Annotated in this window: 27 protein-coding genes and 1 pseudogene; 19 read left to right on the plus strand and 9 right to left on the minus strand. The window is 36.5% G+C overall.

What is annotated here, in order from left to right; genetic code table 11:
* Nucleotides 1–442 precede the first annotated feature (442 nt).
* Together GD441_RS09880 and ptsP are read left to right on the plus strand one after the other, a co-directional pair.
* Nucleotides 443–709 (plus strand): phosphocarrier protein HPr, encoded by a 267-nt coding sequence (locus GD441_RS09880; protein WP_153126209.1) that lies wholly within the window; start codon nucleotides 443–445, stop codon nucleotides 707–709.
* A complete protein-coding gene (gene ptsP, locus GD441_RS09885) occupies nucleotides 709–2,427 on the plus strand; it encodes a phosphoenolpyruvate--protein phosphotransferase (RefSeq protein WP_153126211.1) in 1,719 nt (572 codons plus the stop codon). Before GD441_RS09880 ends, ptsP begins: the two co-directional genes overlap by 1 nt.
* 68 nt (nucleotides 2,428–2,495) lie before the next feature.
* On the opposite strand, the gene GD441_RS09890 is transcribed toward ptsP, so the two are convergent.
* From GD441_RS09890 to GD441_RS09900, 3 genes are all read right to left on the minus strand, one after another.
* Nucleotides 2,496–2,861, minus strand: coding sequence for a hypothetical protein (locus GD441_RS09890; protein ID WP_153126213.1), 366 nt, complete (start codon nucleotides 2,859–2,861; stop codon nucleotides 2,496–2,498).
* Nucleotides 2,862–2,948: 87 nt separating this feature from the next.
* A complete protein-coding gene (locus tag GD441_RS09895; protein ID WP_153126215.1) occupies nucleotides 2,949–3,821 on the minus strand; it encodes an NAD(P)-dependent oxidoreductase in 873 nt (290 codons plus the stop codon).
* Between the two features lie 12 nt (nucleotides 3,822–3,833).
* The gene (locus tag GD441_RS09900; protein ID WP_153126217.1) at nucleotides 3,834–4,619 is read right to left on the minus strand and encodes an SDR family oxidoreductase; all 786 of its coding nucleotides are present in this window, start codon (nucleotides 4,617–4,619) and stop codon (nucleotides 3,834–3,836) included.
* A gap of 208 nt (nucleotides 4,620–4,827) precedes the next feature.
* On the opposite strand from GD441_RS09900, the gene GD441_RS17440 reads away from it, so the two are divergent.
* Nucleotides 4,828–4,959: a hypothetical protein gene (locus tag GD441_RS17440; protein ID WP_263862439.1), complete on the plus strand. Its 132-nt coding sequence runs from the start codon at nucleotides 4,828–4,830 to the stop codon at nucleotides 4,957–4,959.
* A gap of 62 nt (nucleotides 4,960–5,021) precedes the next feature.
* Here the strand turns inward: GD441_RS17440 and GD441_RS09905 are convergent, their stop codons facing one another.
* A complete protein-coding gene (locus GD441_RS09905; RefSeq protein ID WP_153126219.1) occupies nucleotides 5,022–6,167 on the minus strand; it encodes an aminotransferase A in 1,146 nt (381 codons plus the stop codon).
* 665 nt (nucleotides 6,168–6,832) lie between these two features.
* On the opposite strand from GD441_RS09905, the gene GD441_RS09910 reads away from it, so the two are divergent.
* Both GD441_RS09910 and GD441_RS09915 read left to right on the plus strand, forming a co-directional pair.
* Nucleotides 6,833–7,864, plus strand: coding sequence for a sensor histidine kinase (locus GD441_RS09910; RefSeq protein WP_191992144.1), 1,032 nt, complete (start codon nucleotides 6,833–6,835; stop codon nucleotides 7,862–7,864).
* 295 nt (nucleotides 7,865–8,159) lie between these two features.
* Nucleotides 8,160–9,065, plus strand: a complete 906-nt coding sequence (locus GD441_RS09915; protein WP_153126223.1) for a chemotaxis protein — start codon at nucleotides 8,160–8,162, stop codon at nucleotides 9,063–9,065.
* Between the two features lie 126 nt (nucleotides 9,066–9,191).
* Here the strand turns inward: GD441_RS09915 and GD441_RS09920 are convergent, their stop codons facing one another.
* Nucleotides 9,192–9,692 (minus strand): YkyB family protein, encoded by a 501-nt coding sequence (locus GD441_RS09920; protein ID WP_153126226.1) that lies wholly within the window; start codon nucleotides 9,690–9,692, stop codon nucleotides 9,192–9,194.
* A gap of 367 nt (nucleotides 9,693–10,059) precedes the next feature.
* Between GD441_RS09920 and GD441_RS17190 the strand changes: the two are divergent.
* From GD441_RS17190 to GD441_RS09945, 4 genes and pseudogenes are all read left to right on the plus strand, one after another.
* Nucleotides 10,060–10,568: pseudogene (locus tag GD441_RS17190) on the plus strand (GGDEF domain-containing protein).
* Between the two features lie 593 nt (nucleotides 10,569–11,161).
* A complete protein-coding gene (locus GD441_RS09935; RefSeq protein WP_153126232.1) occupies nucleotides 11,162–11,524 on the plus strand; it encodes a fluoride efflux transporter FluC in 363 nt (120 codons plus the stop codon).
* Nucleotides 11,521–11,889, plus strand: a complete 369-nt coding sequence (crcB, locus tag GD441_RS09940; RefSeq protein WP_153126234.1) for a fluoride efflux transporter CrcB — start codon at nucleotides 11,521–11,523, stop codon at nucleotides 11,887–11,889. The genes GD441_RS09935 and crcB overlap by 4 nt, the downstream gene beginning before the upstream one ends.
* 126 nt (nucleotides 11,890–12,015) lie before the next feature.
* Complete coding sequence (locus tag GD441_RS09945; RefSeq protein ID WP_191992146.1) at nucleotides 12,016–14,109, plus strand: bifunctional diguanylate cyclase/phosphodiesterase; 2,094 nt, start codon at nucleotides 12,016–12,018, stop codon at nucleotides 14,107–14,109.
* Between the two features lie 134 nt (nucleotides 14,110–14,243).
* Here the strand turns inward: GD441_RS09945 and GD441_RS09950 are convergent, their stop codons facing one another.
* Nucleotides 14,244–15,107, minus strand: coding sequence for a metallophosphoesterase (locus tag GD441_RS09950; protein ID WP_153126236.1), 864 nt, complete (start codon nucleotides 15,105–15,107; stop codon nucleotides 14,244–14,246).
* Between the two features lie 203 nt (nucleotides 15,108–15,310).
* Between GD441_RS09950 and GD441_RS09955 the strand changes: the two genes are divergently transcribed.
* The 5 genes from GD441_RS09955 (at nucleotide 15,311) to GD441_RS09975 (ending at nucleotide 20,937) form a co-directional block, all read left to right on the plus strand.
* On the plus strand, nucleotides 15,311–17,167 hold the full coding sequence (locus tag GD441_RS09955) for an SLC13 family permease (RefSeq protein WP_153126238.1): 1,857 nt from the start codon (nucleotides 15,311–15,313) through the stop codon (nucleotides 17,165–17,167).
* Between the two features lie 217 nt (nucleotides 17,168–17,384).
* A complete protein-coding gene (fadH, locus tag GD441_RS09960; protein WP_153126240.1) occupies nucleotides 17,385–18,149 on the plus strand; it encodes a 2,4-dienoyl-CoA reductase in 765 nt (254 codons plus the stop codon).
* A gap of 64 nt (nucleotides 18,150–18,213) precedes the next feature.
* A complete protein-coding gene (locus GD441_RS09965; RefSeq protein WP_153126242.1) occupies nucleotides 18,214–19,422 on the plus strand; it encodes an EAL domain-containing protein in 1,209 nt (402 codons plus the stop codon).
* 68 nt (nucleotides 19,423–19,490) lie between these two features.
* Nucleotides 19,491–19,724, plus strand: a complete 234-nt coding sequence (locus GD441_RS09970; RefSeq protein ID WP_153126244.1) for a hypothetical protein — start codon at nucleotides 19,491–19,493, stop codon at nucleotides 19,722–19,724.
* Nucleotides 19,725–20,301: 577 nt separating this feature from the next.
* Nucleotides 20,302–20,937, plus strand: coding sequence for a DUF3993 domain-containing protein (locus tag GD441_RS09975; RefSeq protein WP_191992147.1), 636 nt, complete (start codon nucleotides 20,302–20,304; stop codon nucleotides 20,935–20,937).
* A 296-nt stretch (nucleotides 20,938–21,233) separates the two neighbouring features.
* Here the strand turns inward: GD441_RS09975 and GD441_RS09980 are convergent, their stop codons facing one another.
* Complete coding sequence (locus GD441_RS09980; RefSeq protein ID WP_153126248.1) at nucleotides 21,234–21,791, minus strand: GNAT family N-acetyltransferase; 558 nt, start codon at nucleotides 21,789–21,791, stop codon at nucleotides 21,234–21,236.
* 258 nt (nucleotides 21,792–22,049) lie between these two features.
* A complete protein-coding gene (locus GD441_RS09985; protein WP_153126250.1) occupies nucleotides 22,050–22,286 on the minus strand; it encodes a glutaredoxin domain-containing protein in 237 nt (78 codons plus the stop codon).
* Nucleotides 22,287–22,418: 132 nt separating this feature from the next.
* Between GD441_RS09985 and GD441_RS09990 the strand changes: the two genes are divergently transcribed.
* Nucleotides 22,419–23,591 carry a chromate transporter gene (locus GD441_RS09990; RefSeq protein ID WP_153126252.1) on the plus strand — a complete coding sequence of 391 codons (1,173 nt, stop codon included), beginning with the start codon at nucleotides 22,419–22,421 and terminating at the stop codon, nucleotides 23,589–23,591.
* 168 nt (nucleotides 23,592–23,759) lie between these two features.
* Here the strand turns inward: GD441_RS09990 and GD441_RS09995 are convergent, their stop codons facing one another.
* Nucleotides 23,760–24,707 carry an MBL fold metallo-hydrolase gene (locus GD441_RS09995; protein WP_153126255.1) on the minus strand — a complete coding sequence of 316 codons (948 nt, stop codon included), beginning with the start codon at nucleotides 24,705–24,707 and terminating at the stop codon, nucleotides 23,760–23,762.
* Between the two features lie 181 nt (nucleotides 24,708–24,888).
* On the opposite strand from GD441_RS09995, the gene GD441_RS10000 reads away from it, so the two are divergent.
* From GD441_RS10000 to cbpB, 4 genes are all read left to right on the plus strand, one after another.
* Complete coding sequence (locus tag GD441_RS10000) at nucleotides 24,889–25,128, plus strand: YkuJ family protein (protein ID WP_153126258.1); 240 nt, start codon at nucleotides 24,889–24,891, stop codon at nucleotides 25,126–25,128.
* Nucleotides 25,129–25,291: 163 nt separating this feature from the next.
* The gene (locus GD441_RS10005; protein ID WP_153126260.1) at nucleotides 25,292–25,432 is read left to right on the plus strand and encodes a hypothetical protein; all 141 of its coding nucleotides are present in this window, start codon (nucleotides 25,292–25,294) and stop codon (nucleotides 25,430–25,432) included.
* Nucleotides 25,433–25,504: 72 nt separating this feature from the next.
* Nucleotides 25,505–25,651, plus strand: a complete 147-nt coding sequence (locus GD441_RS17000; RefSeq protein WP_191992148.1) for a hypothetical protein — start codon at nucleotides 25,505–25,507, stop codon at nucleotides 25,649–25,651.
* Between the two features lie 98 nt (nucleotides 25,652–25,749).
* Nucleotides 25,750–26,181, plus strand: coding sequence for a cyclic-di-AMP-binding protein CbpB (cbpB, locus tag GD441_RS10010; RefSeq protein WP_153126262.1), 432 nt, complete (start codon nucleotides 25,750–25,752; stop codon nucleotides 26,179–26,181).
* The last annotated feature ends 191 nt before the right edge of the window (nucleotides 26,182–26,372 follow it).

Genomic DNA, 26,372 nt, shown 5'->3' on the forward strand with positions numbered 1-26,372 from the left:
CATTCAATGATGATGTAGGATAAGCAATGGCATTGTTTTAGTTTAAAATATTATATACAATATCACAAAGAAATTGTATGGTACAACAATCTGAAAAGGTGAAGGATTAGTGTGGTTACCCTACATTTTACATTTATTTAAAAAATCTCATTAGTTGATTTTACCTTCAAGATTTTGTACCATTTTCAGCATACGAAATGTTGTAAAATACATTGTATCGTAGCATTTTTGATGTTATTCTTTGTATTGGAGATGTCAGTTGTCTGACTATCTTAAGATCATTAGAATTTGTTCATTCGCTTCCTCGCTTCGCTTAATTATTTTGTGTAAAACATACATTTATCCAATTTGTGCAACATTAATAGATAGTATTTTCCATAGAAATTGAAGCGAAGCGACGTAAGCTAATCATACTATTTATTGATAAAGGAGTCTGATTTTAATGGTAGAAAAAACTTTTAAAGTGATCGCTGAAACTGGTATTCATGCTCGTCCTGCAACTCTTCTTGTTCAAACAGCAGGAAAGTTTGATTCTGAAATCAATCTTGAGTACAAAGGCAAAAAAGTAAACCTTAAATCTATTATGGGTGTTATGTCGCTTGGAATAGGTCAAGGTGCTGAAATCACGATTTCTGCTGAGGGTAGCGACGAACAGGAAGCAATGAATACGCTTGAAGAAACTCTTAAAAAAGAAGGTTTAGCTGAATAATGACAACTTTGTTAACTGGTATTGCCGCATCAAATGGAATTGCAATTGCGAAAGCGTACAGATTAATTGAACCTGATTTATCTGTATCTAAAAAAGAGATTCAGGATGTAGGAGCTGAAGTTGCTCGCTTCCAAAGCGCTGTTGAAACATCAAAGACTGAACTTCAAGCTATTCGTGACCGTGCAGAGAAAGAATTAGGAGCCGATAAGGCTGCAATTTTTGATGCCCATCTTTTAGTTTTGAGTGATCCTGAATTATTAAATCCGATTGAAGATAAAATTAAGAATGAAAATGTTAATGCTGAGTTTGCATTAAAAGAAACAGCTGATATGTTTGTTACCATGTTTGAACAAATGGATAATGAATACATGAAGGAGCGAGCTGCAGATATTCGTGACGTAACGAAGCGTGTACTGGCTCATCTTCTCGGTGTTCAAATTCCTAATCCAAGCATGGTTGCTGAAGAAGTGATTATTGTTGCAGAGGATTTAACGCCATCTGATACAGCCCAACTTAACAGAACATATGTGAAGGCTTTCACGACTGATATCGGTGGAAGAACCTCCCATTCTGCCATCATGGCTCGTTCAATGGAAATTCCGGCTGTAGTGGGTACAAAACAAGCGACTTCAACGATTCAAAATGGAGACATCATTATTGTTGACGGTTTAAATGGTGAAGTTCATATTAACCCAACACCAGAATTGCTCAAAGAATATGAAGAAAAAATCGCAGAGTATGAAAAGCAAAAAGCGGAATGGGCTAAGCTTGTGAATGAGAAAACGATTTCCAAAGATGGACATCATGTTGAGTTGGCTGCAAACATCGGCACGCCTAAAGATATCGATGGAGTCATTTCTAATGGTGGAGAAGGTGTAGGTCTTTATCGAACAGAATTTTTATACATGGGCCGTGACCAGCTCCCTACGGAAGAAGAACAGTTTGAAGCGTACAAGGCTGTTCTAGAAGGGATGAACGGAAAGCCTGTTGTTGTTCGAACACTTGATATTGGCGGAGACAAAGAGCTGCCATATTTAAACCTGCCTAAAGAAATGAATCCGTTCTTAGGATTCCGTGCAATCCGTCTTTGCTTGGAAGAACAAGATATGTTCCGTACACAGCTTAGAGCATTACTTCGTGCAAGTACTTTCGGAAACTTGAAAATCATGTTCCCGATGATTGCTACTCTCGATGAGTTCCGTCAAGCTAAAGCAATGCTAGAAGAAGAAAAAGAAAAGCTTGTTTCAGAAGGCATTGCAGTGTCTGACAATATTGAAGTGGGAATCATGGTTGAAATCCCTGCAACAGCTGTTTTAGCTGATCAATTTGCAAAAGAAGTAGATTTCTTCAGCATCGGAACAAACGATTTAATTCAGTATACGATGGCTGCAGACCGAATGAATGAAAGAATTTCATACTTATATCAACCATACAATCCTGCCATTCTTCGATTGGTAAAAATGGTTATTGATGCTGCCCATAAAGAAGGCAAATGGGCTGGCATGTGCGGAGAAATGGCCGGTGACGAAACTGCGATTCCAATTTTATTGGGGCTTGGATTAGATGAATTCTCCATGAGTGCGACATCCATTTTGAAAGCACGTTCATTAATTCGTAATCTTTCCAAAGCAGACATGGAAAAGCTTGCTGAGGAAGTTCTTCAAATGAGAACGAATGAAGAAGTATTACAAGCAGTTAACCGTGTGGTTAAACATTAATAGAAATTGGGCTTCGCCAGTAGTGGTGAGGCCCATTTTTATTTCTTTTATATGATCGCAATTTCATTTTAGTAAAGCTTCCTTAATAACTTTATTTCTCGGTAGCCTTCTTCTCGATTTGTTGTGTTTAGATGGACTTCAACTATGCATCCAATCAAGGAATTTAAGATCTCTTCTAATTCCCGTGAATTAGCAGGTTTATTATATCCTAAGCTCTTTAGTTCTCGTAATAAAATTTGAAAGCCTGCGTTTGTTTCAATGTGACTAAACTTGGTAGGAAGAGGAGAAGAATGATCATTCAACAAGGTAAGCTCCCATCTTAATGGCTTAGCACCAGTCACGGTTCTTTCCCTACTGAATCCGTCGATTCGGACTACATAATTTCCGTCTTCAAGCTCCATAAATTTTTCCTCGATATCATCAAATAAGCCCATAACTTATCCCCTTCTTTCGCGAAACATATAACATTTTATTCGTAAAAAGAAGGGGATATGCATGTTCATCTCAAGACGAAACGTATATCAACGCCAGTACTTATAAAGAGCTTGTGTGCCGCTATTTTCCTCACCCTTTTCGGCAAGCTCTTCATACATCCGTTTTGCTAAGGAAAGACCAGGGGCATCCATTCCCATTTTTTCTGCCTCTTCTAGCGCAATACCCATATCTTTAATGAAATGCTTGATAAAAAATCCAGGTTCAAAGTTACCTTTAATGATGCGTGGAGCCAAGTTGGATAAGCTCCAGCTGCCAGCAGCACCTGTTGAAATGCTTTGAAGAACTGTTTCTGGATCAAGACCGGATTTTTCTGCATACACCAGCGCTTCGCAAACTCCGATCATGCCGGAAGCTATAACGATTTGATTGCACATTTTTGTATGTTGACCTGAACCTGCCGGACCTTGGTATACAATATTGGTTCCCATTGCTTGAAAAATAGGTAGCATCTTTTCAAAAGCTTCTTTGTCTCCCCCTACCATGATGGAAAGCTTTCCATCCCTTGCTCCAATATCTCCCCCGGATACAGGTGCATCTAATGAAGAAATACCTTTTTTCTTTGCTTCCTCGTAAAGCTTTTTGGCTAAGGAGGGCTTTGAGGTTGTCATATCGATAATATATAAACCTTCTTTTCCATTTGTAATGATTCCCTCTTCTCCAAGGTATACCTCTTCTACGTCTTGAGGGGTACCTACAATGGAAATAATCACATCACAATTTTGAGCCAATTCCTTTGGGGAATGTGCCCAAGAAGCTCCCTCTGAAAGAAGATCTTCGGCTTTTTCTTTTGTACGAGTGAAAATGGAAACAGAAAAACCAGCTTTCATTAAATTACGGACCATGCTTTTACCCATTACACCAGTACCGATAAAACCGATTTGCATGTTTTGCAAGTCCATAAATATCCCCCTTTAAATGGATTTGACCATTCCGCCATCAATTAAAAAGGCACTTCCGGTTACATATGAATTGGCCTCTGATACGAGGAAGGTCACAAATTTTGCAAATTCCTTTGGCTCTCCGTAACGGCAAAGAGGTATAGTGGCTTTAACAGCCTCTTCTATTTCTTCACGGGAAACACCTTTTTTGTCAGCGTTTACTTGATCCAAATGCCTTACTCGGTCGGTAGAGATTCGACCAGGAGCTACTGTATTAATCAGGATTCCATATGGGGCAAATTCCAAGGCCAAGGTTTTGGAAAGTCCAACTATACCCGTACGGAACGTATTAGAAAGAATCAATCCTGGAATGGGCTCTTTTATGGAAGAAGAAGCAATATTAATAATTTTCCCGCCTTGCTGTTTTAAGTAAGGCAGAGCTTCTCGAATGATCCGGATATAACTTAATAAATTTAGCTCAAACGCCTTTTGCCACATCTCATCCGTCATATCCTCAAAGGATCCTGCTGGCGGTCCTCCGGCATTATTTACAAGAATATGTATTCCACCAAACACGTCAATCGTTTTTTGAACCATATTTTTTATTTGGTCTGGCTTAGTGATATCTGCTTCAACATACTCTACATTTTCTTCACCGTATGAAGAAAATTCTTCTTTCACACGCTGAAGTTTGTTTTTTTCTCTCCCCACAAGCATAACTTTGGCACCTTCGATTAAAAGCTCCTCAGCAATTGCCTTGCCAAGTCCTTGGCTTGAAGCCACCACCAATGCTATCTTACCTTTTAATCCTAATTCCAATTCTCTCTCCCCCTTCTATATTAATCACTTCTATTATAACGGGAATCAAGAAAAAGGGAAAAATTTAAACAATTCAAACGATTGCTTTTTAATGTATTTGAGTAATTTCAAGAGAATGAAGAATGGAAAAAGCAAGCTTCCCATTTGGGTGGATGCATAATGAATCCTTCCTTTTCAAAACATAATGGTGAAAAGGAGGGAAGTATAGATGGCTAAAAGGACAAAAAAGAATGATGCAGAGCAAAAAAATAAACAGGGCTTTAATTCTGCTACTATGAAAGAAGAATTTGCCCAAGAATTTGCCAACCCTTCAAAAAACAATAAGAACAACAGGGGATAACGAAACAAAAATGCCGACTCTAAAACCTTTTAAAAGAGGGGAGAGTACGGCATTTTTTGAAATTATGTGTTTAAGAATTTGTCTAATCGATCGAATGCTTCTTTCAATGTTTCCATTGAGTACGCATAAGACAACCTGAAATATCCTTCACCTAGTGGAGAGAAAGCACTGCCAGGTACAACAGCCACTTTTGCTTTTTCAACAAGCTCTAAAGCAAACTCAAAAGAAGAATTCCACCCATTAGGTAGCTTTACGAAAAAGTAAAAGGCTCCATCAGGCTTGACAGGCTTGAGCCCCATCGAATTTAATCTTTCAAAAACATAGTCTCTTCTTTTCTTATATTCCTCTCTCATAGGAAGCGCATCGTTTTTTCCAACTGTAAGAGCAGCTTGAGCGGCTTTTTGTGAAATGGAGGAGGCGCATGTGACATTATATTGATGTACCTTTAGAATTTGTTTACAGATTGATTCGTCTGCAAACAGGAAGCCGATCCTCCAGCCTGTCATGGAATGCGATTTTGAAAGGCCATTAATGATTATCGTTTGCTCTTTCAAAAATTCGCCGATGGATACGTGTGGTCGGTCGTAGACGAGCTCACTATAAATTTCATCCGCTAGAACAAAGATCCCTTTTCCATTTACGAGTTCTGCAATTTCCTTTAACTCTTCTCTTGATAAGCTAACGCCTGTAGGATTTGAAGGATACGGGAGAATAAAACATTTTGTTTTGGGTGTTAAGTATGTTTGTATGACAGAAGCTGTTAATTTAAAGTCTTTCTCTGTTACATCCGCGTAAATTGGTTTAGCTCCACACAATTTAATAATCGGTTCATAACCTGGATAAACAGGACCTGGTAAAATCACTTCATCTCCTTCTTCTAAAATTGTTCGAAGGCTAACATCAATGGCTTCACTGGCTCCACTTGTAATAATGATTTCGTTTTCGGCTGAGTAATCAAGGTTATATTTCTCTTTTACATATAATGAGCAAGCTTCTCTTACTTCAAGGAAACCAGCATTATGTGTATAAACAGTGAAGTCGTTATCAATTGCTTTTTTAGCTGCTTCCTTAATGTGTGAAGGAGTTGGGAAATCAGGCTGGCCAATCGTAAGGCCAATCACATCTTTATAGGGAGCTACTAGGTTGAAAAATTTTCTTATCCCAGAAATTTCGATTTGATTGACTCGGTGGTTAATGAATTTATTCATTTTATTAAATCCTCCTTAAGCTTGCACCTATTTTATCAAATTTAAACAAGGAATTCTTTAAGGATTAGAAGAAAATTAACATGCAAACTAATATTTTAAATTTTTTTTCATTGATCATAAGCTTTATCCCTGTTCTTTTGGCATTATTTTTTTAAAGAGAGATTGGAGTAGATGAACATGACAATTGGGAGAGACCATTTAATTTAGACAGATAAAACAAAAAACTCGTAGCATAAAATTTTTGCTCGAGTTTTTTGTTTTCATTCTATTAATATCCATATTCCCAATAGCAAGAGACATTTTTTTGAATCGTTGTACGAAAATAGAAAAAATATATAAATATAATATTTTGGAAAAAATGGTAAAAAAATGGAGGTTGCTGTATAATTAAAATTATAAGCCTACTTATGGGAATGGTGATTATGGATTTTTCAGAAATATTGTTACATTTCTTTATCATTTTTGTCCCAATTTTAATCTATCAGTTATTGTGGACACACGAAAAATTTCGCTCTGTACCAATAAAGGATATGACGTTATTATTTTTTTGTTGTCTAATTACGGCTATTCTTTGTTCGATGTTTCCGATCATGAACATAAATGGGTTTTCTGTTGATTTTCGATCTATCATCATTATGTATTCCTTCTTATATGGTAGTCGGTGGATGGGAATATGGCTAATGGTCTTTTCTACCTTATTCGGAGCTTTTGTTAGCGATCATACAGACCTTGTCATTTCACTATTTCAACTGCCATTCTTCTATACTGCTCCTTTTCTAATAGCGAATAAGTGGAAATCTTACTCGGTCAAAAGGAAGTATCTCGCTTCCATACTCATAAGTTTTTCAGGATTTATTTTATTTTTTATTAATGTGTTCTTATCTCCTATCAAAGTGCCAATCGAACAATATACTGCAAAAGACGTTTTCTTGAGCTTGATTATCTATGTTCTATCTTTCTTTTTACTGGTCTATTTCACTGAGTTTTTTCTTGAAAACTCAAAATTGAAAAAAGCTGTTCAGGATTCTGAAAAAATGTCGGTTGTTAGTGAGCTTGCAGCAAGCATTGCACATGAGGTCAGAAATCCCTTAACGGTGGTGAAAGGGTTTATCCAATTGATAGAAAAAGAAGAAAGTACAAAAAATAAGCATTATATGAAACTAGTTTTGACAGAGTTGGAAAGGGCTGAATCATTAATATCTGATTATTTAAATCTTGCAAAAAAAACCGAAATAAAAAAAGAGCCGATTAATATAAGTGAAATGATGAAAAGTGTCCAGTCTGTTATGAGGTCATATTCCAATATACATAACATTCTTATTAACAGTAATATAGAAGAGGGGTTAACAACGTTAGGTGATATAAGCAAAATTAAACAGATTTTTTATAATTTACTAAAAAATGCGATAGAATCTATTTCAGGTGAGCAGGGGCGTGTGGACATAAAAGTGTATGGAAATAGTCAATTTATTTTCGTGGAAATAGAGGACAATGGTATTGGAATGAGTGAAGAAGAAATAAATCGAATAGGTGAACCTTTTTATACGAAAAAGGAAACAGGAACTGGACTTGGCATTATGGTTTCAAAAGCCATTATTCGAGAGCATGGAGGATCTATTAACTTCAAAAGCAAAAAAAATATCGGAACAAAAGTGATTGTCACAATTCCAGTCACAACTGATTTGCCACCAACTTGAGTTATAACAATTTCTTTAGAGGAGTGAGGCGAAGTTATTTCGTCGATTTCTTGGAAAATGATTTTCATCACAAAGCTCAAATAATAGCCGCGTGAATGAAGTTTATGAATAATCAAGATTAGGTTCCGTATTATAAAGCAGAATTAAAAAGAAGATAATAGATTGTTGTTCTCTTACGGCAATTCTGTATGCCTAATATTTTTCAATAAAACGATTATTTTGAGGTAAGAAAATAGATATAAACATGTTATATTGAATTATATATTGTATTTTTTAACAGGAAGGGCGTAATGGAATGGAAAATAAGAAAGGAATTCTGTTAGAGAGCGGGACGAATGAACTTGAAATCGTGGAGTTTGGGATTGGTAACAATAAGTTTGGAATTAACGTTATTAAAGTGAAAGAAATCATCAACCCGGTTCCAATTACCGTGGTCCCTCAGGCTCATAAAAATGTTGAAGGCATTATAGAATTAAGAGGAGAAGTGCTTCCTGTTGTGAACGTGGCAACAGCGCTTGGCTTTCCTCCATCAGAAAATCCGAAACAAGATAAATTCATTGTTGCTGAATTTAATAAGCAGAAGGTTGTCTTTCACGTTCATAGTGTGACACAAATCCACCGAATTTCCTGGGGGCAAATTGAAAAACCTTCCGATATGTATCAAGGTTCTGAAAGCCAAATTATTGGGGTAATCAAATTAAACGGCGAGATGATCTTGCTATTAGACTTTGAAAAAATTGTTGTGGAAATCAATCCAGACTCAGGCATCAGTGTTCAGCAAGTTCAGAAGCTTGGAAAAAGAGAGCGTTCTGATAAGAGAATTGTTGTGGCTGAAGATTCTCCGTTATTGCGCAAGCTTCTTCATGATACATTGAGTGAAGCAGGATTTCAAAATATCGAATTTTTCGAGAATGGTCAGGACGCATTACAATACTTGGAAAATATTTATGCAGAGGGAAAAGATGTCACGAAAGAAGTACAGCTTGTGGTGACTGATATCGAAATGCCTCAAATGGACGGACATCATTTGACGAAGCGTATTAAAGGGCATAAAGAGCTTTCAAAGCTTCCGGTTATTATATTCTCATCCCTTATTACGGAAGACCTTCGACATAAAGGATTGATGGTAGGTGCAGACGGACAAGTAAGTAAACCTGAGATTGCTGAGCTAATCAGTTTAATAGATCGGCTTATTCTATAATAAAAACAAAAAGAGAGGGCGTCCCAAAGGGGTAACCCTCTCTTTTTTAATAAAATGAAAATCACCTTTTTGTTAAAATGTAGTCACCAAAATACAATTTAAAAAGGCAACTATGTAAAGTCCTACTTATTTTTTATAGTAAGATAAGTTTTTTCCTAAAAAAGAAGAAGAAAAAAGGGTAGAGGAATTGTGTTGATTTCTTTTCACTTGAAAACTGCTTCTTCTTGGTTTAAATGAGTAATCTTCACAATGGATGTTTTTTCCGATATAGGATTGCAAAATGTGTTTTGCTTTTGAGAGAGACAAATAAGTCTTAGGGTTTCTTTTATTGGCACAGCGGCTTCCGAAATGAGGTAAATTTTTTATATCATCCTTTGTCGGAGGTAAATGAAAAATATAATCTCCACATTGAACAATCACATCAGAATGTTGTTGGGAAAATTTGGGGTTGTCTGTAAAATGAAGACCTAGTTTTTTGGCTCTTCCTTCTTGAATCATTTTTTCGATCGATTCTTTTTTTAATTCATAAAGGGCCTTTGGATTAGGGGCTGCTTTTGCATGTTTATTGACGACAAAAATTGCTTGGGATAGCAATGAGGTTGAATGAGGATGATCTTTTAGTTCCATTATTTGCACCTACCTTTTCTATAAACTCATTTTATTATACCATATTGACGCGTTAAAGTAAGGGAAACTACAGAAAAAAATAAATATTCTTCATTTTTTAACTCTTTTTTTCATACGCTTTTATAAGGGATCTTGATATGATGGACCGGGGGGAAGGATATGCTTAGAGAATATATTGCTAATTTAGCGATTATCACCTCCATGGTTTTCATTGCAGGACATATTGTAAGAAAAGATTCATTGAATAAAAATATTACCGTGCTATTTGTATAAAGTTGTAGAAAAAGATGCAAAACTGTATAGAAAATTTAAAAAAGAAACTACAAAGGACTTTTTAACGGGTGTTAACAATGTTAGACAATTCGATTTGGTTTTAAACAGAATGTCAGAAAAAAGCTTAGAAGACGATACACCGCTTTCCCTTCTATTCATTGATATCGATTTCTTTAAGAAAGTAAACGATTCTTATGGGCATCCAATTGGTGATCTTGTATTAAAAAATTTGCAGAAGTCTTAAGCGATTTAGTAAGTGAAAAAGATTTCATTTCAAGGAATGGCGGAGAAGAATTTGCTGTGCTTCTGCCTGAATGTGACCATCAGCAGGCGATCTTTTTCGCTGAAAGAATTCGTAAAAAGATTGAAGAAACACCATATATCATTCATGATAACAAAAGCATACGCACCACTGTATCAATTGAGGTTGCTACACTGTGCGAGACAACGAGGGATATAGAAGAATTGATCATTCAGGCTGACAGTGCACTCTATTCAGCTAAGCAAGTAGGAAGAAATAGAGTCTGTTCTATTCAAAGGTGTAAATCGTGTAAGTTCCGGAGGGGAGAAGAACCAAAATGTTCCTATCCATTAGATTCGTGAAAAAATAAGACTCTTTTCGCATAGATTGTTGTTTTTAGACTATAAAGGTTACCCGTTGATTTCCATTCCAGGCACGCTTTCCGTGGGAGGGGGATGTCACTCCTCGGCGTAACCGCCTGTGGGGTCTCCCACTTCCCTCTTATTTCCGCAGTAGCCAAGTACCCTCCGCTACTACTCAGATAGTGTTGTTACATTACTCTAAAAAAGCAACAAACTTTACGATAACAGACAAAAATATAAAGCGTAAACGCTTCTGAAATCTATAGGATGACAATCGTGCTGTTGGTTAGTTAATCCTCTATTTCTTTAGTGTTTACGCTTTTTTTGTGTAGCCCCTAGCATTAGTCTTAGGAGTTCTTCGGTTGAAGTAGATTGCTACCAGAGGACATCGGGTTGTTTTATTTTCCATTTAATTAGAGGAGATTTCTTTTCTACCAAGGAAGATGAGTCATTATTCTCATTTGTTGAAAAGGTATATAATACGAATAGTACAAATCATTTCGATCTGTGTGAGAAGATTCATTTATTTTATGGAAAAAGGACTGTTATTGAGCCTGTACTAGGAAATTTATTTTATTAAGAGGTGTTTGTATATGCTGCAAAAAGCCTTGATTGTCGGTATTGGTTCAGCTTTAGGAGCTGTTTTAAGATATGAGATATATATGTGGCTACCTGATAAAGGAATAGGTTTAGAAACGATGATCGTCAATACGATTGGCAGCTTTTTTCTTGGGTTGTTGACGGCTTTATTTTCTGATGGAAAAAGAAATACGGTATCCCTGCTATGGGGGACTGGAGCATGTGGCGGTTTTACCACCATGTCTACTTTTGCTGCAGATGTATTTCATTTAATGGAAAATGATATTTTACTTGGGATTGTATATATTGCTCTCACACTATTTTTCGGTATTGGGGCAGGCCTAAGTGGAATTTTGGTTGGGAGAAGAATGAAATGAAAATATGTATGATTGTACTTGGAGCTTTTGTAGGAGGAATCTTTCGTTTTTTACTCAGCACTTTGATTGGCAAAATGAATACAGGTCCTTATTTTCCTATTTCTATTTTAGTAGTTAATTTGATTGGTTCATTTATTTTGGGGTTCGTCCTAAAAATGCTTCCTTCTGAACAAAGCCTTCTTTTGTTATTTATGGCTACTGGTTTGTTGGGTTCCTTTACGACATTTTCAACTTTTAGTATGGAAGCAATCTCATTGTTGGAGAGACGGGACTATCGAAATTTTTTCCTCTATATCACTATAACAATGTGTGGAAGCGTATTTTTATTCATTTTAGGTTTTTATTTACCGAAAATTCTTTTATAATAGAATAGATTTTATCGTCTAAATTTATCGAAAAAAACAGAGGGATTGTCACGGAACCATTTATTTTAGTAGTGGAATAGTTGTCACTACTTCTGATTGCTAAGTGACTTCGTAGGGTGTGATAGAATGAATTCATACAAAGCTAATATAAAAAATGAAATTCTTAACTTTCAAGACCAAGAAAATCTTAAAAAAATAATCCTCGACATTATTTTTTACCATATGAAAGATATTGTATTTATCATGAAAGTGGAGAATCATGATACTTTTCGATATGTTTTTGCCAATGAGGCTGGTCTTAAGAAAGCGAAGCTGGACTCCAACTACATGGGCAAAACAATCGATGAAGCCATGCCTTCCTTTTCCTCTCAAGACCTTAAGGAGCATTATCAGAGAGTATTAAAAACAAAAGAACCTGTTACATATAGAGACTCATTAATTGAAGATGATGGAAAAGTTTTTTATGGAGAATCCATATTGACCCCAGTTATGGATGCCAATGATCATATCATTTTTATTATTTCGGTTACACGTGACATCACTCAATCTGAACTGAAAAAGAAGAAAATGGAAGAAGGGCAGCAAAGATTCAAATCGGTGATTGATCATAATTTGGATGCCATCTTATCATTGGATAATCGAGGAAACATATTAAGTTCTAACCCTTCATCATATAAAGTACTAGGATATTCTGAAAAGCAATTGAAAAACCGTTCTGTCTTCAATTTAATCCATGAAAGTGAGATTAGCAAATTCCGAAATATTTTTAGTAAAAGTTTAAATGGATATGCGTTAGAATTATTAGAATGTACCTTCATCCATAAAAATGGAAAGCATATTACGGTTTATTTAAAAACGGTCCCGATTGTGATTAATACGGAAATTAAGGGGATCTATATTATTTTTCGTGATATTACTGAACAATATAAAAATCTAGAAACGATCAAGTATATGGTGTATCATGACCAGCTTACGGGGTTATTAAACCGGACAGCCCTTATAAAAGATCTTGATCAAGCGATTGAAAAGGCGAAAGAGAAACAGACAGAAATCGCTATCCTATACATAGATTTAGACCGGTTTAAATACTTGAATGATACGATGGGTCATAAAGTTGGCGATCAATTACTCCGTAAAGTCGGGGAGCGATTGTCGTCCATGGAAGGTCAAAGTCAATCTGTATATCGTATAGGCGGAGATGAGTTTGTCATTCTTATCACGAATGTGACTCGTAGTGAAGTATCAGGATATTCCTCCAAAGTTTTTTCACACTTTGATGTACCATTTCTTTTAGAGGGACAGGATTATTTTATTACCCCAAGTATTGGTATCAGCATGTATCCAATAGATGGACAAGATACGGAAACGCTGATCAGGAAAGCGGATAGCGCTCTTTTCCAAGTGAAAGAAAGGGGAAAGGCACACTTTCAGTTTTATAGCCAAGAAATGAACGTTCATATACCTAATATGGTTACGATGGAATCTCAGCTCAGAAGGGCAATGGATAAAAATGAATTAATGCTTTATTATCAGCCTCAAGTAGACCTTAGAACTGGTGAGATCAATAGCTATGAAGCATTGTTGCGCTGGAATAACCCGGTCCTAGGCTTTGTATCTCCAGGAGAATTCATCCCACTTGCGGAAGATACAGGCTTAATTGTACCGATCGGCTATTGGGTGATTGAAGAAGTTTGTAAGCAAATAAAAAGGTGGGAAGAAAAAGGATTACGGAATATAAAAATTGCTGTAAATCTGTCTCCAAAGCAGTTTCTGCAGCCACATTTAGTAGAAAAAATCAGGGCCATTATGGAAAAACATAAAGTACAGCCAGAATTTTTGGAAATTGAAATTACAGAAGGTGCCATGCAGGATACGTTGGAAACACTTAAAATTTTAAAACAGCTGAAGAAGCTGGGACTATCCATCTCGGTTGATGATTTTGGTACAGGCTATTCGTCACTAAGTTATATCAAGCAATTTCCATTGGATACTATTAAAATTGATCGATCCTTTATTAAAGAAGCTTTGATAGATCGCAAGGATGAGGCGATTATTACCACCATTATCCATCTTGGCTGCAGCTTAGGTCTAGAGGTGGTCGCTGAAGGTGTAGAGACGGAGGAACAAGTTCAATTCTTAAAATCTGTTTCTTGCCATAAAGCACAAGGCTATCTTTTCTCTAAGCCGTTATCCAGTGAAGAAATGGAAGAGACTTTTTGAAAACTAGCTAATTGAAGAAAATCCCCGATCTATTTTAGACCGGGGATTTCAATTTTTATGGTGCTTACTTCTAAGAAACTGAGTTTTAATGGTGCAAATAGGTTTAACATTATTTGATTAGTAAATGATTTCTCTCATCCTTCTTGATTCAATTCAAATATCGTAATCTCCGGCCTGGACAAGAATCGATATGGCATTCGTGTTGTCCCAAGTCCTCTGTTAACATAAAGCTGGGTTTTCTCTAGTTGGTAAAACCCTTCATAGTATTTTTCAGCAAACGGAGGTTTTACGAGCGCTCCATAAAAAGGGATTTGCACTTGACCGCCGTGGCTATGACCACTTAGCTGAAGCGGAACGTTAAAAAGTTTTGTTTGATCTGCATAATCGGGGGCATGGGATAGAAGAATAGTAAAAGCACCTTTTGGTACTTCGGCAAGAGCCTTTCCTACATCCGGTTTTCCAAGCATGGCATCGTCAATGCCTGCAATGTAAATAGAATCCCCATTTATAAGCTTTACTTCAAAAGATGAATTTAATAACACTTGAAAGCCACTAGCATACATTATATCCCGATAGATTTGTGACCCATAGCCGCCATGGTCATGATTGCCATAAATGCAAAATTTCCCAAGAGGGGCCTTGAGTGATTTCAGGATTGGAGGAATTTGATTTTGAAGTTTGTATTCGTTAGGACGGTCCATTAAATCTCCAGTAAAAATAATTAGGTCAGGTTGTAATCGATTGATTATTTGAACCGTTTTAAGCAAGTCTTCAAGCTGAAATTGAAACCCGAGATGGGTGTCACTAAATTGTGCAATCTTTACTTGAGAAAATCCTTTTGGTATAAGATTGTTATTAATGGTATGATGTTGTATATCTATCCATTTTGTTTCAATCCTTTCAGAGTAATATTTCCCGCCGGCTGCAGAAAACAATAGAGCAGCAGTAATGCCGAGTCCATTTTTTAAAAATGATCTTCTAGTACAATTGTGTTTCATAAAAATCAACCTATCTTTTTATGTGAAACTTCACTTTTTTCTGGTTTTCTATTTCATTTGAGTGTTTTTTTAACAAATCTGTATTCCTTGAAGGGACAGAATATGAGAGATCATTGTACTTTTACATACTACCAGATTATTGAAATGATAAGAAGAAAAAGATAAATACGACCGTGACATAGTGTTTTTTATGGGGGTTACGTATGACAATTCAACCTATGTTGTTGACATTTTTAATACTGATTGTTACCACGTTTTTTTTCATACAAGAAAAAGTGCGCTCGGATCTTGTTGCCTTTGGTTCTTTATTAGCACTGACATTAACCAATGTCATTACGCCAAAAGAAGCGCTGGCAGGTTTTTCAAATTCAGTTGTGATTATGATTGCAGGTCTGTTCATTGTAGGAGCAGGAATTTTTAATACCGGTTTAGCTAAAAGTATAGGCCATTCACTATTAAAATGGGGTGGCAACAGTGAAATAAAGCTTTTGTTGATCGTTATGTTGACCGTTGGTGTTTTTAGCGGCTTCCTTAGTAACACAGGAACTGTTGCTGTCTTGCTTCCGGTTGTTATGAGCATGGCAATGGAATTAAAAATCAGTCCTTCCCGCTTTTTGATTCCGCTTGCTTTTGCCAGCAGTCTAGGAGGTGTATTGACTTTAATCGGTACACCTCCGAATCTAGTAGTTAGCGGCATGTTAAAAGAAAGCGGCTTTGAAAAACTTTCATTTTTTGACTTTACCGGAATAGGATTAGTGGCGTTGGGTGCTGGTCTTTTATTTATGGTTATTATCGGGCGGAAACTTTTACCAAATCATGATTTTACATCTAATATTAGCGGAAAAGAAATTTCTGCTGGAGAGCTGGCTGGGATGTACAAAATTTATGATCAACTCCATTTTGTACATGTTCCTGAGGCATCCGAAATCGTAGGTGAGAGACTGCTTGATTTGAAGCTCCCAGTTCGTTATGAGATTACCGTAATTGAAATTGAAAGAAAACATAAGGAAAAGCTAGCTTTAAAAAATCCAAAACAATCTATTGTTGCGCGTGCAGACGAAATTTTACACCCGCAAGATTTACTGTTGGTGTTTGGAGTTAAAGAAAAGGTCGATTCTTTTATTAAAGACTACGAGCTTGAACGTAAAGAATTTAATCTTGAAGATATAAAGCGTCATTTTTTAAGCCGTACTTATGGAATGACAGAAATCATCATTACCCCACATTCCAGCTTTGAAAATAAAAGCCTAATTGAAATTCATTTTCGTGAGAAGTATCAGTGCAGTGTACTCGCTATTAACAGGAAAGGGGATTACATTCAAACGGATGTGGCCAATGAAAAGCTGAAACATGGTGATGCTTTATTGGTGCATGGTAAATGGGATAATATTGAAAAAATAGCCAAAAACACACATGATGTAGTGGTACTTGGTACTGTTTCAAAAGAGGCTAGCCGTGCTTATGCTAGCGGGAAAGCACCAATTGCTGCTGGTATAATGCTGTTTATGCTGGCATTAATGACGTTTGAAGTGATTTCGCCGGTTATTGCCGTTTTGGTCGCAGCGTTTTTAATGATTGTAACGGGTTGTATACGTTCAATTGAAGAGGCTTATACAATGATCAATTGGGAATCCATTATATTAATCGCTGCTATGCTTCCCATGGCAACCGCTCTTGAAAAGACAGGTGGCATTATGTTTATAAGTGATTTAATGCTTAAAGCACTGGGAGGCTTTGGACCATATGGAATTTTGGTTGGTTTTTATTTAGCAACCATGCTCCTTTCGCAATTCATAAGCAATACTGCCACTGCTGTCATTTTTGCCCCAATTGCTTTAACTACTGCGGTGAGTATGGGGATTAGTCCATATCCGCTTCTTATTTGTGTGGCAGTTGCTGCAAGCATGGCCTTTTCAACACCGATCGCTTCTCCAACAAATGCACTGGTCATGACAGCTGGAGGTTATTCCTTTAAGGACTTTGTTAAAATTGGTGTACCATTACAAATTTTTATCGGAGTTTTTATGATTATTGCGATTCCACTATTCTTTCCATTTTAGTGCTGAATGTGTATGAAAGATATTTTCCATACCCTAAAAGTCCGGTAATTCCGGGCTTTTTTTAGTACCTAAAAATATTTTTCATTACAAATTTACTATATTTGGATACAGGATATATTTACAAGCTATCTTCCTTTAATAAAAATTGTTAGAAAATTTTGTTATCTTATGATAAAATGTGAATAGTGATTCATTTTTTTTGAAGGGATGAGGATGCATGAAAGATAAAGTCGTGATTGTAACAGGCGGTTCCAGTGGTATGGGGAAATACATGGCAAAAAAGTTTGCATCGTGCGGTGCGTTCGTAGTGATTACAGGTCGAAATGAAGAAAGATTGTTACAAGCAAAGGAAGAAATTGAAACCTCTCCAGATCAAGTGTTAACTGTGCAGATGGATGTAAGAGATATTGAGCATGTAAAGAATATGGTTCAAAAAACAGAGGAAGCGTTTGGAAGGATCGATTTTTTAGTCAACAATGCAGCCGGGAATTTCTTGTGTCCTGCAGAAAAGTTAACTCCAAACGGTTGGAAGTCCGTGATCGACATTGTACTGAACGGAACTTTTTATTGCTCTAGTGAAGTTGGAAGGTATTGGATAGAAAAAGGGATTCAAGGGTCTATTATTAATATGGTCGCTACCTATGCATGGGGAGCAGGTGCAGGAGTCATTCATTCGGCCAGTGCAAAAGCAGGGGTATTGTCGATGACAAGAACACTTGCTGTTGAATGGGGAAGTAAATATGGGATCAGAGTGAATGCAATTGCCCCTGGACCAATTGAACGGACAGGCGGAGCTGAAAAGCTTTGGGTAAGTGAAGAGGCTGCAAAAAGAACGATTAACAGTGTACCGCTAAAAAGATTGGGTACACCTGAAGAAATTGCTGAGCTTGCTTATTTCTTGTTCTCTGACCATGCAGCCTACATCAATGGGGAATGTATCACTATGGATGGAGGGCAGTGGTTAAATCCTCATCCTTTTTAATCAAGACCAAATATTCTGTTAATGATATAATAAGTCCATGTTATAGTGCTTCGGAGGGGATGACATGGATGCAGTTGAGGTAATGATAAATCTAGAAAGAATACAGCCCTATTTTCAGCCGATTTTTAGTGCGGATGAACATCGGGTAATTGGCTATGAAATCTTAGCAAGATATAAAGAACTGAATGATGAAATAAAAAGCCTTGGTCCGTTTTTCCAAGATGAAAATATTCCGGAAGAATATCGGATCGATGTTGATAATTATGTCCTAGAAAAGGCTCTTAAGTTTTTAGTAAATCAAGACTCTGAATGCTTCATTTTTATTAATAGAGATCCTAACCTTCTTACATATGATCATGGTGAGGATTTTCTCGATATTGTGAAAAAATATATTCCTGAAGAAAAGCTCCATCGTATTGTGCTTGAACTTACAGAAAGCCGATACAAAGGGGATTTGGATCATTTACATCATTTATTATCCTATTATAAAACGTATGGAATAAAAATTGCGGTAGATCATTTGGGGGAGGATAGCAGCCTTGATATCATTGCACAAATTTCTCCACATATTTTAAAAGTGAATTTAGAACAGTTTCGTAAATCAGGCTGGGAAGCGTATCGAGATGTTTTATATTCAATTAGTATCCTTGCAAGAAAAATCGGGGCTACTTTGTTGTTTGAAAGTATTGAGACGGTATATCAGCTCCATTTTGCTTGGAAAAATGGCGGAAGGTACTATCAAGGATTTTATTTGGCAAACCCACAAGCAAATTTGATCGATAAGGAAATACTAAAGGATCGGTTCAAAAAAGAATGTCACCGGTTCATTTTGGCAGAAAAAAGAAAATTGGAACGAATCTTTTCTATAAAGAATGAAATTCAAGAGAAAATTCAAGAATTGCTGGCAAAAACAAAGAAAACACCTTTGTATACTGAACAACTAAAAACAATTGCTGCAGGACTGAACAATATCTCATTTAGGTTGTACGTATGCGATGAAGATGGATTTCAGCTATCGCCGAATATATTCAAAAAAGATGGAAGCTGGATTGTTCAACATGAATATAGAGAAAAAAATTGGAGCTGGCGTCCTTATTTTTTAGAAAATATCATGAAAATGCGCAATGATAAGAGAGGAATTCTTTCTGATTCATACAACGATATTGAAACAGGAGAAACCATTCGTACATTCTCAATTGCTATTAATGAAAAAGATTACTTATTTGTAGATGTATCTTATGATTTCCTCTATGAGAACGATGCGATTTATTAATGAATTTGAATAGTCTATTCGTTCTTAAGTCAACCTAAGGGTAAACAGGTTGATTTGGAGGAAAAAGCATGAGCACCTATTTTTGGATTCTATCCTTAATAGTAGTCGTAATAATCGGTTTTTCGTTTGTTTATACTACAATCATCGTGAAAAATCAAAAGAACATAAAGGGTGAATTTGATTCACAAATTAGTGAAAAGGTACAGGAACATCCGTACATTCGAAATCCAATTTTTATCGCGTATTTGGTGTTTGCAGGCTTACTTTTGCTTTATATTTTTTATCTGTTTTTTTCTAGATAAAAGGTAGGGGTTGTCTAAAAAGTCCCTAAAATGAAGCAAGTGGAGAAAAACGATCCGTTTTTCTCCACTTGCTTTTGTGTTATTTGGATTTTACTTTGAAAGTAGCTGGCGGATGCCTTTGGTTGTTTTCGTAAAGTTTGTTACTTTTTTAGTGTAATTGCCCGTTGATTTCCGCTCCAGGCACTTGCTTTCCGTGGGGAGGGATGTCACTCCTCGGCGTTGCCGCCCGTGGGGTCTCCCACTTCCCTCTTTTTCCCGCAGGAGTCAAGTACCCTCCGCTACAATCAACTCAGATAGTATCGTTAAAAATAGTCTAAAAACATCATTCTATGTGAAAAGAACTTTATTTTTTAAATTTAATGAGAAAAAAGAGGCTCCAGAAAGTCAGGAAAACTGACCTTCTGGACAATCCCTTTTTTATTTAGGTGTTATAATAACAAAATATTACAAATAAGGATTATTTATTCAAAGAAAATGTCTATAGATGTATGAATTTTGCGAATGATTCTTGTCATAGCCTATCGTTACTGTTGATAAAATAATAGGTATAAGTGTTTTTTTGAAGGGGGAGAAAGTCGTGTTGAAGAATTTGGGATCTTTTTTGATTACTGCTTGGTTAACAATTGGTTTAGGAACTTTAGTTGCTTCAGAGGATGACATAAATAAGGAAGAGTTATTTAAGAGCATTGGACAAGCATTTGAAGCTCAAGTTTCAATAGGCCAGGATACATATTCAAAAAAGGAAATTGTAGAGATTCTTTCTCCGTATTTCACAGATTCGTTCATTCAAAAATTCATGGATGAAAATGTAGTAGAGTATGAAGGAAAATACTCGGTACTTGGTTCCGACTTTGCCCCAAATTATATTCCTTATTTTAGTTATAGTGATCTCACGAGGGTTAGCAATGCTGAAGAAGGTTTGGTGGTTTATGAAAATTTTAGTAGTGCAGAGGATGCACCTGTTGCATTCCTAGACCATGAAGAGGCGATCTATTTAAAAAACGATGAAGGAACTTGGAAAATTGACAATGTTCTATATGAATTCGATTCATCAAGCTTGGATAAGCATTCAGAAAACAAAACAGCAGCTAATGCTGAAATGGAGAGTTCGAATGAAGTAGTCCATTTTAAACAAAGCAATCATACACTTGCATACGTCTTTACAAAGTTTTTTTCTTTACTGTCTGAATGGAGTAAAATCTTGGCCTTATAAAAAATTCACTTAAAAAAGAAGGCTCTTTTCTAAAAGATTGTTGTTTTTACATAGGTTCTGGGAATGAAAACCGTTGATAAAAAAGTTGGTTGATTGGAGCGTAAGGTGCGAGACTCCTGCGGGAGCAGCGGGACAGGTGAGACCCCACAGGCGCTGCGCGCCGAGGAGGCTCACCGCCCGCCCCGCGGAAAGCGAGCATCCTGGAGCGGAAATCAACTGATCCTCACTACTAGTTAAAAAGCAACAAAGTTTGCGAAAACAGCCAAAAAGAAAAACCCGGAATGTACCGGGTTTTATTATGCTTCCATTAATTCTTCATCTAATTCTTCATCGAGGTTTTTGTTCATGTAACGCAAGAATTTCAATTTATTGACTACATACAAGTCATAAAGATCTCCGTTTTCATTGATTCGGTTATATTCCTCTTCAAACAGCGTATTAGCTGGTTCAATGTATGAGAACTTTTTAATGGCTTGAATGGACCGAACATTGACTTTGCGAATTTTTATAAGGATGTTTTCGATTTGGTGATTTTCATAAAGCTCTTGAAAAAACAATTCTTTAGCCATTTTGTTATATCCTTGGCCATGAAAAGGTTTTCCAAGCCATGTTGCTAAGTAACCTGTTTTATTTTGGATATCAAACAAATTAATCGTGCCAGCTAAACGTCCGTAATCATCCGTAATAACACGGCTAATTAACTCTCCGTTTTCTTCAGCGTCAATAAGAGATTTCATCACAAACATGTATTCATCAATCGTTTGCGCTTTTTCTCTTACATAAGGAAAAACCTCAGGATGACTCATAAGCTCAAACAGTGCGTTAGAGTCATGAATGTCTCTCTTCCTTAACAAATATCATCTCGCTCCTTAAAGTAATATAGAAATCATTTTTGTGAGACAAACCGGAGTATTCACGAAGAATTCATCCGACCTATTTAAAGAGCTGTAATGGTGAGCCCGTACCCGAATTGATCAGGACATATCGGTTTTTCCTATATACAGCAAAATAATCATAACGACAATTGAGTTTCAATTCAATTGTTTTTTTTAGTCATTTTGATGCGAAATTTTGACAAAATGTGATAAAGCTGTAGATACGATCATGCTATGTTACTGAATAGAAAGCAACTTATTGATTCTTTCTTGATCGAAGCCTACGATTACTTCTGAACCTATAATGATGGTCGGGGTTGAATAGGCATCGTATTTATGCATTAGCTCTTTTCTAGCTTGTGGATCTTTTGCAATGTTTTTTTCTATAAATTGAAAACCATAGGAACGGAAATAGTTTTTCGCAAATTCGCATGGGGGACATTGTGGTTGTGTATATATTATAATATCCTTCATGTTTATTTCTCCTATCAGTTATTGAAAAAAATATATTACATTTAACTTGTGAAGATTTTTATTAAATACGATGTTTATTATAATAAACAAATAGTATATGGTACAAATATTTGGTTTGTATAGGGGGAGACTATGGGTAAAAAATCAAGCTATCGGGAAATTTTTTTAACCGCTTTAAAACTTGGATTAACATCCTTTGGTGGCCCATCTGCTCATTTAGGATATTTTCAAAATGAATACGTTCAAAAGAAGAAGTGGCTTGATCACAAAACGTATGCGGATCTCATTGCTCTGTGTCAATTCCTTCCAGGTCCAGCTAGCAGCCAGGTTGGAATCGGTATCGGCTATATGCGTGGAGGTGCTTTAGGGGGATTTTTAGCGTGGCTTGGTTTTACAGCCCCAAGTGTAATTATCCTCATTTTGTTTTCTTACATTCTGGAAACTTTTTCAGTGGAAGACGCTGGCTGGTTGTCTGGATTGAAGGTTGTTGCTTCTTCAGTAGTAGCATTGGCAGTATTTGAAATGTGGAAAAAGCTGGCGCCGGATGTAAAGAGGGCGAGTTTTGTTCTGTTCGCTACCATTGTATCTCTATTGTTTCCATACATTTATACGCAGGTCGGAATCATCATCGTAAGTGGCTTAGCCGGCATTTTTCTTCTTAAAACAAATCAAAAAGAGGAATATGAACAAGAAGGTACCCGTGTTTCAAGTCGTAAATGGGGGATGATCTTCCTTGTTTTGTTTTTTACAGGCTTGATCTTACTGCCAATTCTCCATTCAATCTTTCATCAACAATCTGTTCAGTTGTTCGATAGCATGTACAGGGCAGGTTCACTTGTTTTCGGTGGAGGGCATGTCGTTCTACCACTTTTAGAGTCAGAGTTTGTAAGAGAGGGTTGGCTAACTAAGGAAGAGTTTTTAGCGGGCTATGGTGTAACCCAAGCTGTACCTGGTCCATTATTTACATTTGCTGCCTTTATCGGCACAAAGATGGGGGGAATCTCGGGAGCCATGTTGGCCACAGTTGGAATTTTCCTGCCTTCATTCCTATTAGTTGTTGGAATCCTTCCATTTTGGGAAGGGTTAAGGAAAAATAGAACAGTCCAAAAAGCACTACTTGGCATAAATGCTGCTGTTGTTGGTCTTTTACTTGCTGCCTTATACGATCCAATTTGGACAAGCTCCATCCTATCTACCCATCACTTTATTATAGCCTTAATAATTTTTGTCTTACTAGCATTTTATAAAATGTCACCTTGGAAAGTTGTTATCATTTCGGCATTACTTGGACAAGTACTACTATAATCATGTAGGGTGATCGTTAGAACGGTCACCCTACGTCAGACTGCCCACAAACACCCGCATTTATCGTCACGGACCATAATTACCGTCTAGGGTAACTCCACTCCTCGCACGGGTTCGTTTCTCGACTGATAAGCGTTTTCAATCAGTCTGAATGTGCGTAATCCTTTTTTATTGTTTGGAAAAATAATCGATTAGTCCCATAGCACTAACTTGTAAATCTACTTTTAGGATTTCGAAAACAGGATGTTCAGGTGAAATTCCGAATTTGATTAAGTCCTGTCGGATGTGTTGCATGAGTAAGGAATAGGTTTCTTCTGTTGCCTTTTTAAAGTTGTCGCTTTTTTGGAATGCGGTCTTACCATATTGAATAAAGATCGGTAAGTAATGACGGATTTTAGTGTATACTATCTCAGGAGATGTCGACATTCCATAATGCCCAAAAAATATTTTTTCTACCCCTAGCTTTTCATAAAGCTGCAAAGCATTTTCCATTGCATCTGGATCAAATTGATTTGGAGATGTAGATGGCAAGAAAAAGGGTAGGTTTTCTTTCTTAAGTTCGTGGTAATGTATTCCTGCTGTATCGCCCGTAAACATTCCGTTCGATTTAGAATCATGAATGGAAAAATGATGATTAGCGTGTCCCGGAGTATCATAAAAGGTTAAAACGCGGTCATTACTTATTTGAATGGTTTCTTCATGTTCTTTTATGATGATTTTATCTTTAGGGATCGGAACGATTGGATCAAAAAACCTGTCAAAATCTTCGCCATACACTGCTTTAGCTCCTGCAATTAAGCGTGATGGGTCTATGAGATGTCTTGCCCCTTTTGGATGTACCACAATTTTGGCATTTGGACATTTCTGAAGCAGCAAACCAGCACCACCAGCATGGTCTAAATGGATATGGGTAACAATGATGTAAGAAATTTTTTCTAGTGGGATTTCAAGCTTTTGCAAACCATTGATTATGTATGGAATGGAAGGACTTGCTGAAGTCTCAATTAAGCTGGGCTGGTCATCTTTTAGTACATAACAACCTGTACGGCCTGGTCTGTCCATATCGTGACAGTCAATTAAAAATATGTCATCTCCAAGCTTTTGGATTTCTTCCAAATTCATCACCTCTATCACGTTATTTGTATACTAATACTTGACCTTATTTTATGCTGTTAATAGGAATATGTAAAGGAAGATGTTGAAAAATTCTGAATTTATATACCCATAGCAAAAGGATAAGATAATGTGTTATAGTGAATCCTATCGGAAAGGTTTCATATAGAAAGGAGTGGCGAGTATGTCTCAATTATCAGGCATTCTTACCAGATTAAAAAGTCTTCAAGATCAAGCAAAGGAAACAGAAACGGCACAACGCTTCTTTGAAATAGATGGTGTTAAAATTTGCCAGGTTACATATTATAGCAAAACAGATACGTTTGAGCTTGAAGTTTTTAATGAAAAAGGGAAATCTTCTAAATATCAATTTGATAACATCGATATGATAGCTATAGAGATTTTTGATTTATTACAAGCATAAAAAGAGTGTTCCAAGAGCAATGCTTTTGGAACATTTTTTTAGGACTTGAAACTTAAATAGATCAAAAATGAAAAATTCTGACTTATAAGATACGTCTTATCCCTTGCAGGCTTGAAAATGGTATAATAAATCCATTGACTTACATAAAAAAGGGTGATCGTTTGTGCTGATTTTGATATTGGTTCTCCTGTTTTTTGTGGTACTTTTAATGCTTGCTGAGCTAATCACTGTTAAAAAGGAAATGAGCCAAACAAGAAAGTTACTTGAAGACATTTATCACACTTTACAGAAGCAATCTAAATAGAATAAATTTCCCTCCTTTTCACAAGCTAAAAAAGGAGGATTTTTTATCATGCTATAAACTAGGTGGTGCATTATGCAAATCCCAGTCGTAAAGTGTCCAATATGCAAAATGGATCAAGAGCTTCATAAAGTATTAACAGCCCAATCTAATCAAAATGTCATTTACATATGTCCTCATTGCGATTATATGGTGAGAAATATTGAAACAAAAAAAGGATAAGAGACACCCCTTTCATAAAAGAAACTTTTTCTTGCTTATGGTAAAATAAAGAAGAAGAAGGGAATCATCATTCTTATTTCTAAGTAAGGGGTTTTTTTATGTTAAATTTACAAAATGAAGCGTTATTAACCACGACTGTTAAAGATTACTTGATTCCTTCAGAAAGGGTGGCGCATGTCCAAATTGAAAATAATCTTGAACATGCCTTGCTCGTCTTGACGAAAAGTGGCTATACAGCGATCCCAGTTCTTGATCCTTTTTATAAACTTCATGGACTGATTAGCACCCCCATGATTTTAGATTCAATATTAGGTTTAACGAGAATTGAATTTGAAAAATTAGAAAACAAAAAAGTAAATGAAGTGATGAATCGTGACATACCAACCCTTCATGTCAATGACCATCTAAAAAAAGGTTTAGAACTGTTAATTGATCATCCATTCATTTGCGTCCAAAATGAAGAAGGCATCCTTGAAGGGATTTTGACAAGAAGAGCCATTTTGAAGCAATTGAATGAACAGCTCTCTTAACACATTGCCCCCCTGTTCGACGGGGGGTTCGTTTTTTTATGTTCGTTTTAAAAGGCTCTTTTCTAAAAGATTGTTGTTTTTACATAGGTTCTGGGAATGAAAACCGTTGATAAAAAAGTTGGTTGATTGGAGCGTAAGGTGCGAGACTCCTGCGGGAGCAGCGGGACAGGTGAGACCCCACAGGCGCTGCA

This window comes from Peribacillus tepidiphilus (assembly GCF_009466385.1).
Lineage (GTDB): Bacteria > Bacillota > Bacilli > Bacillales > DSM-1321 > Bacillus_BN > Bacillus_BN tepidiphilus.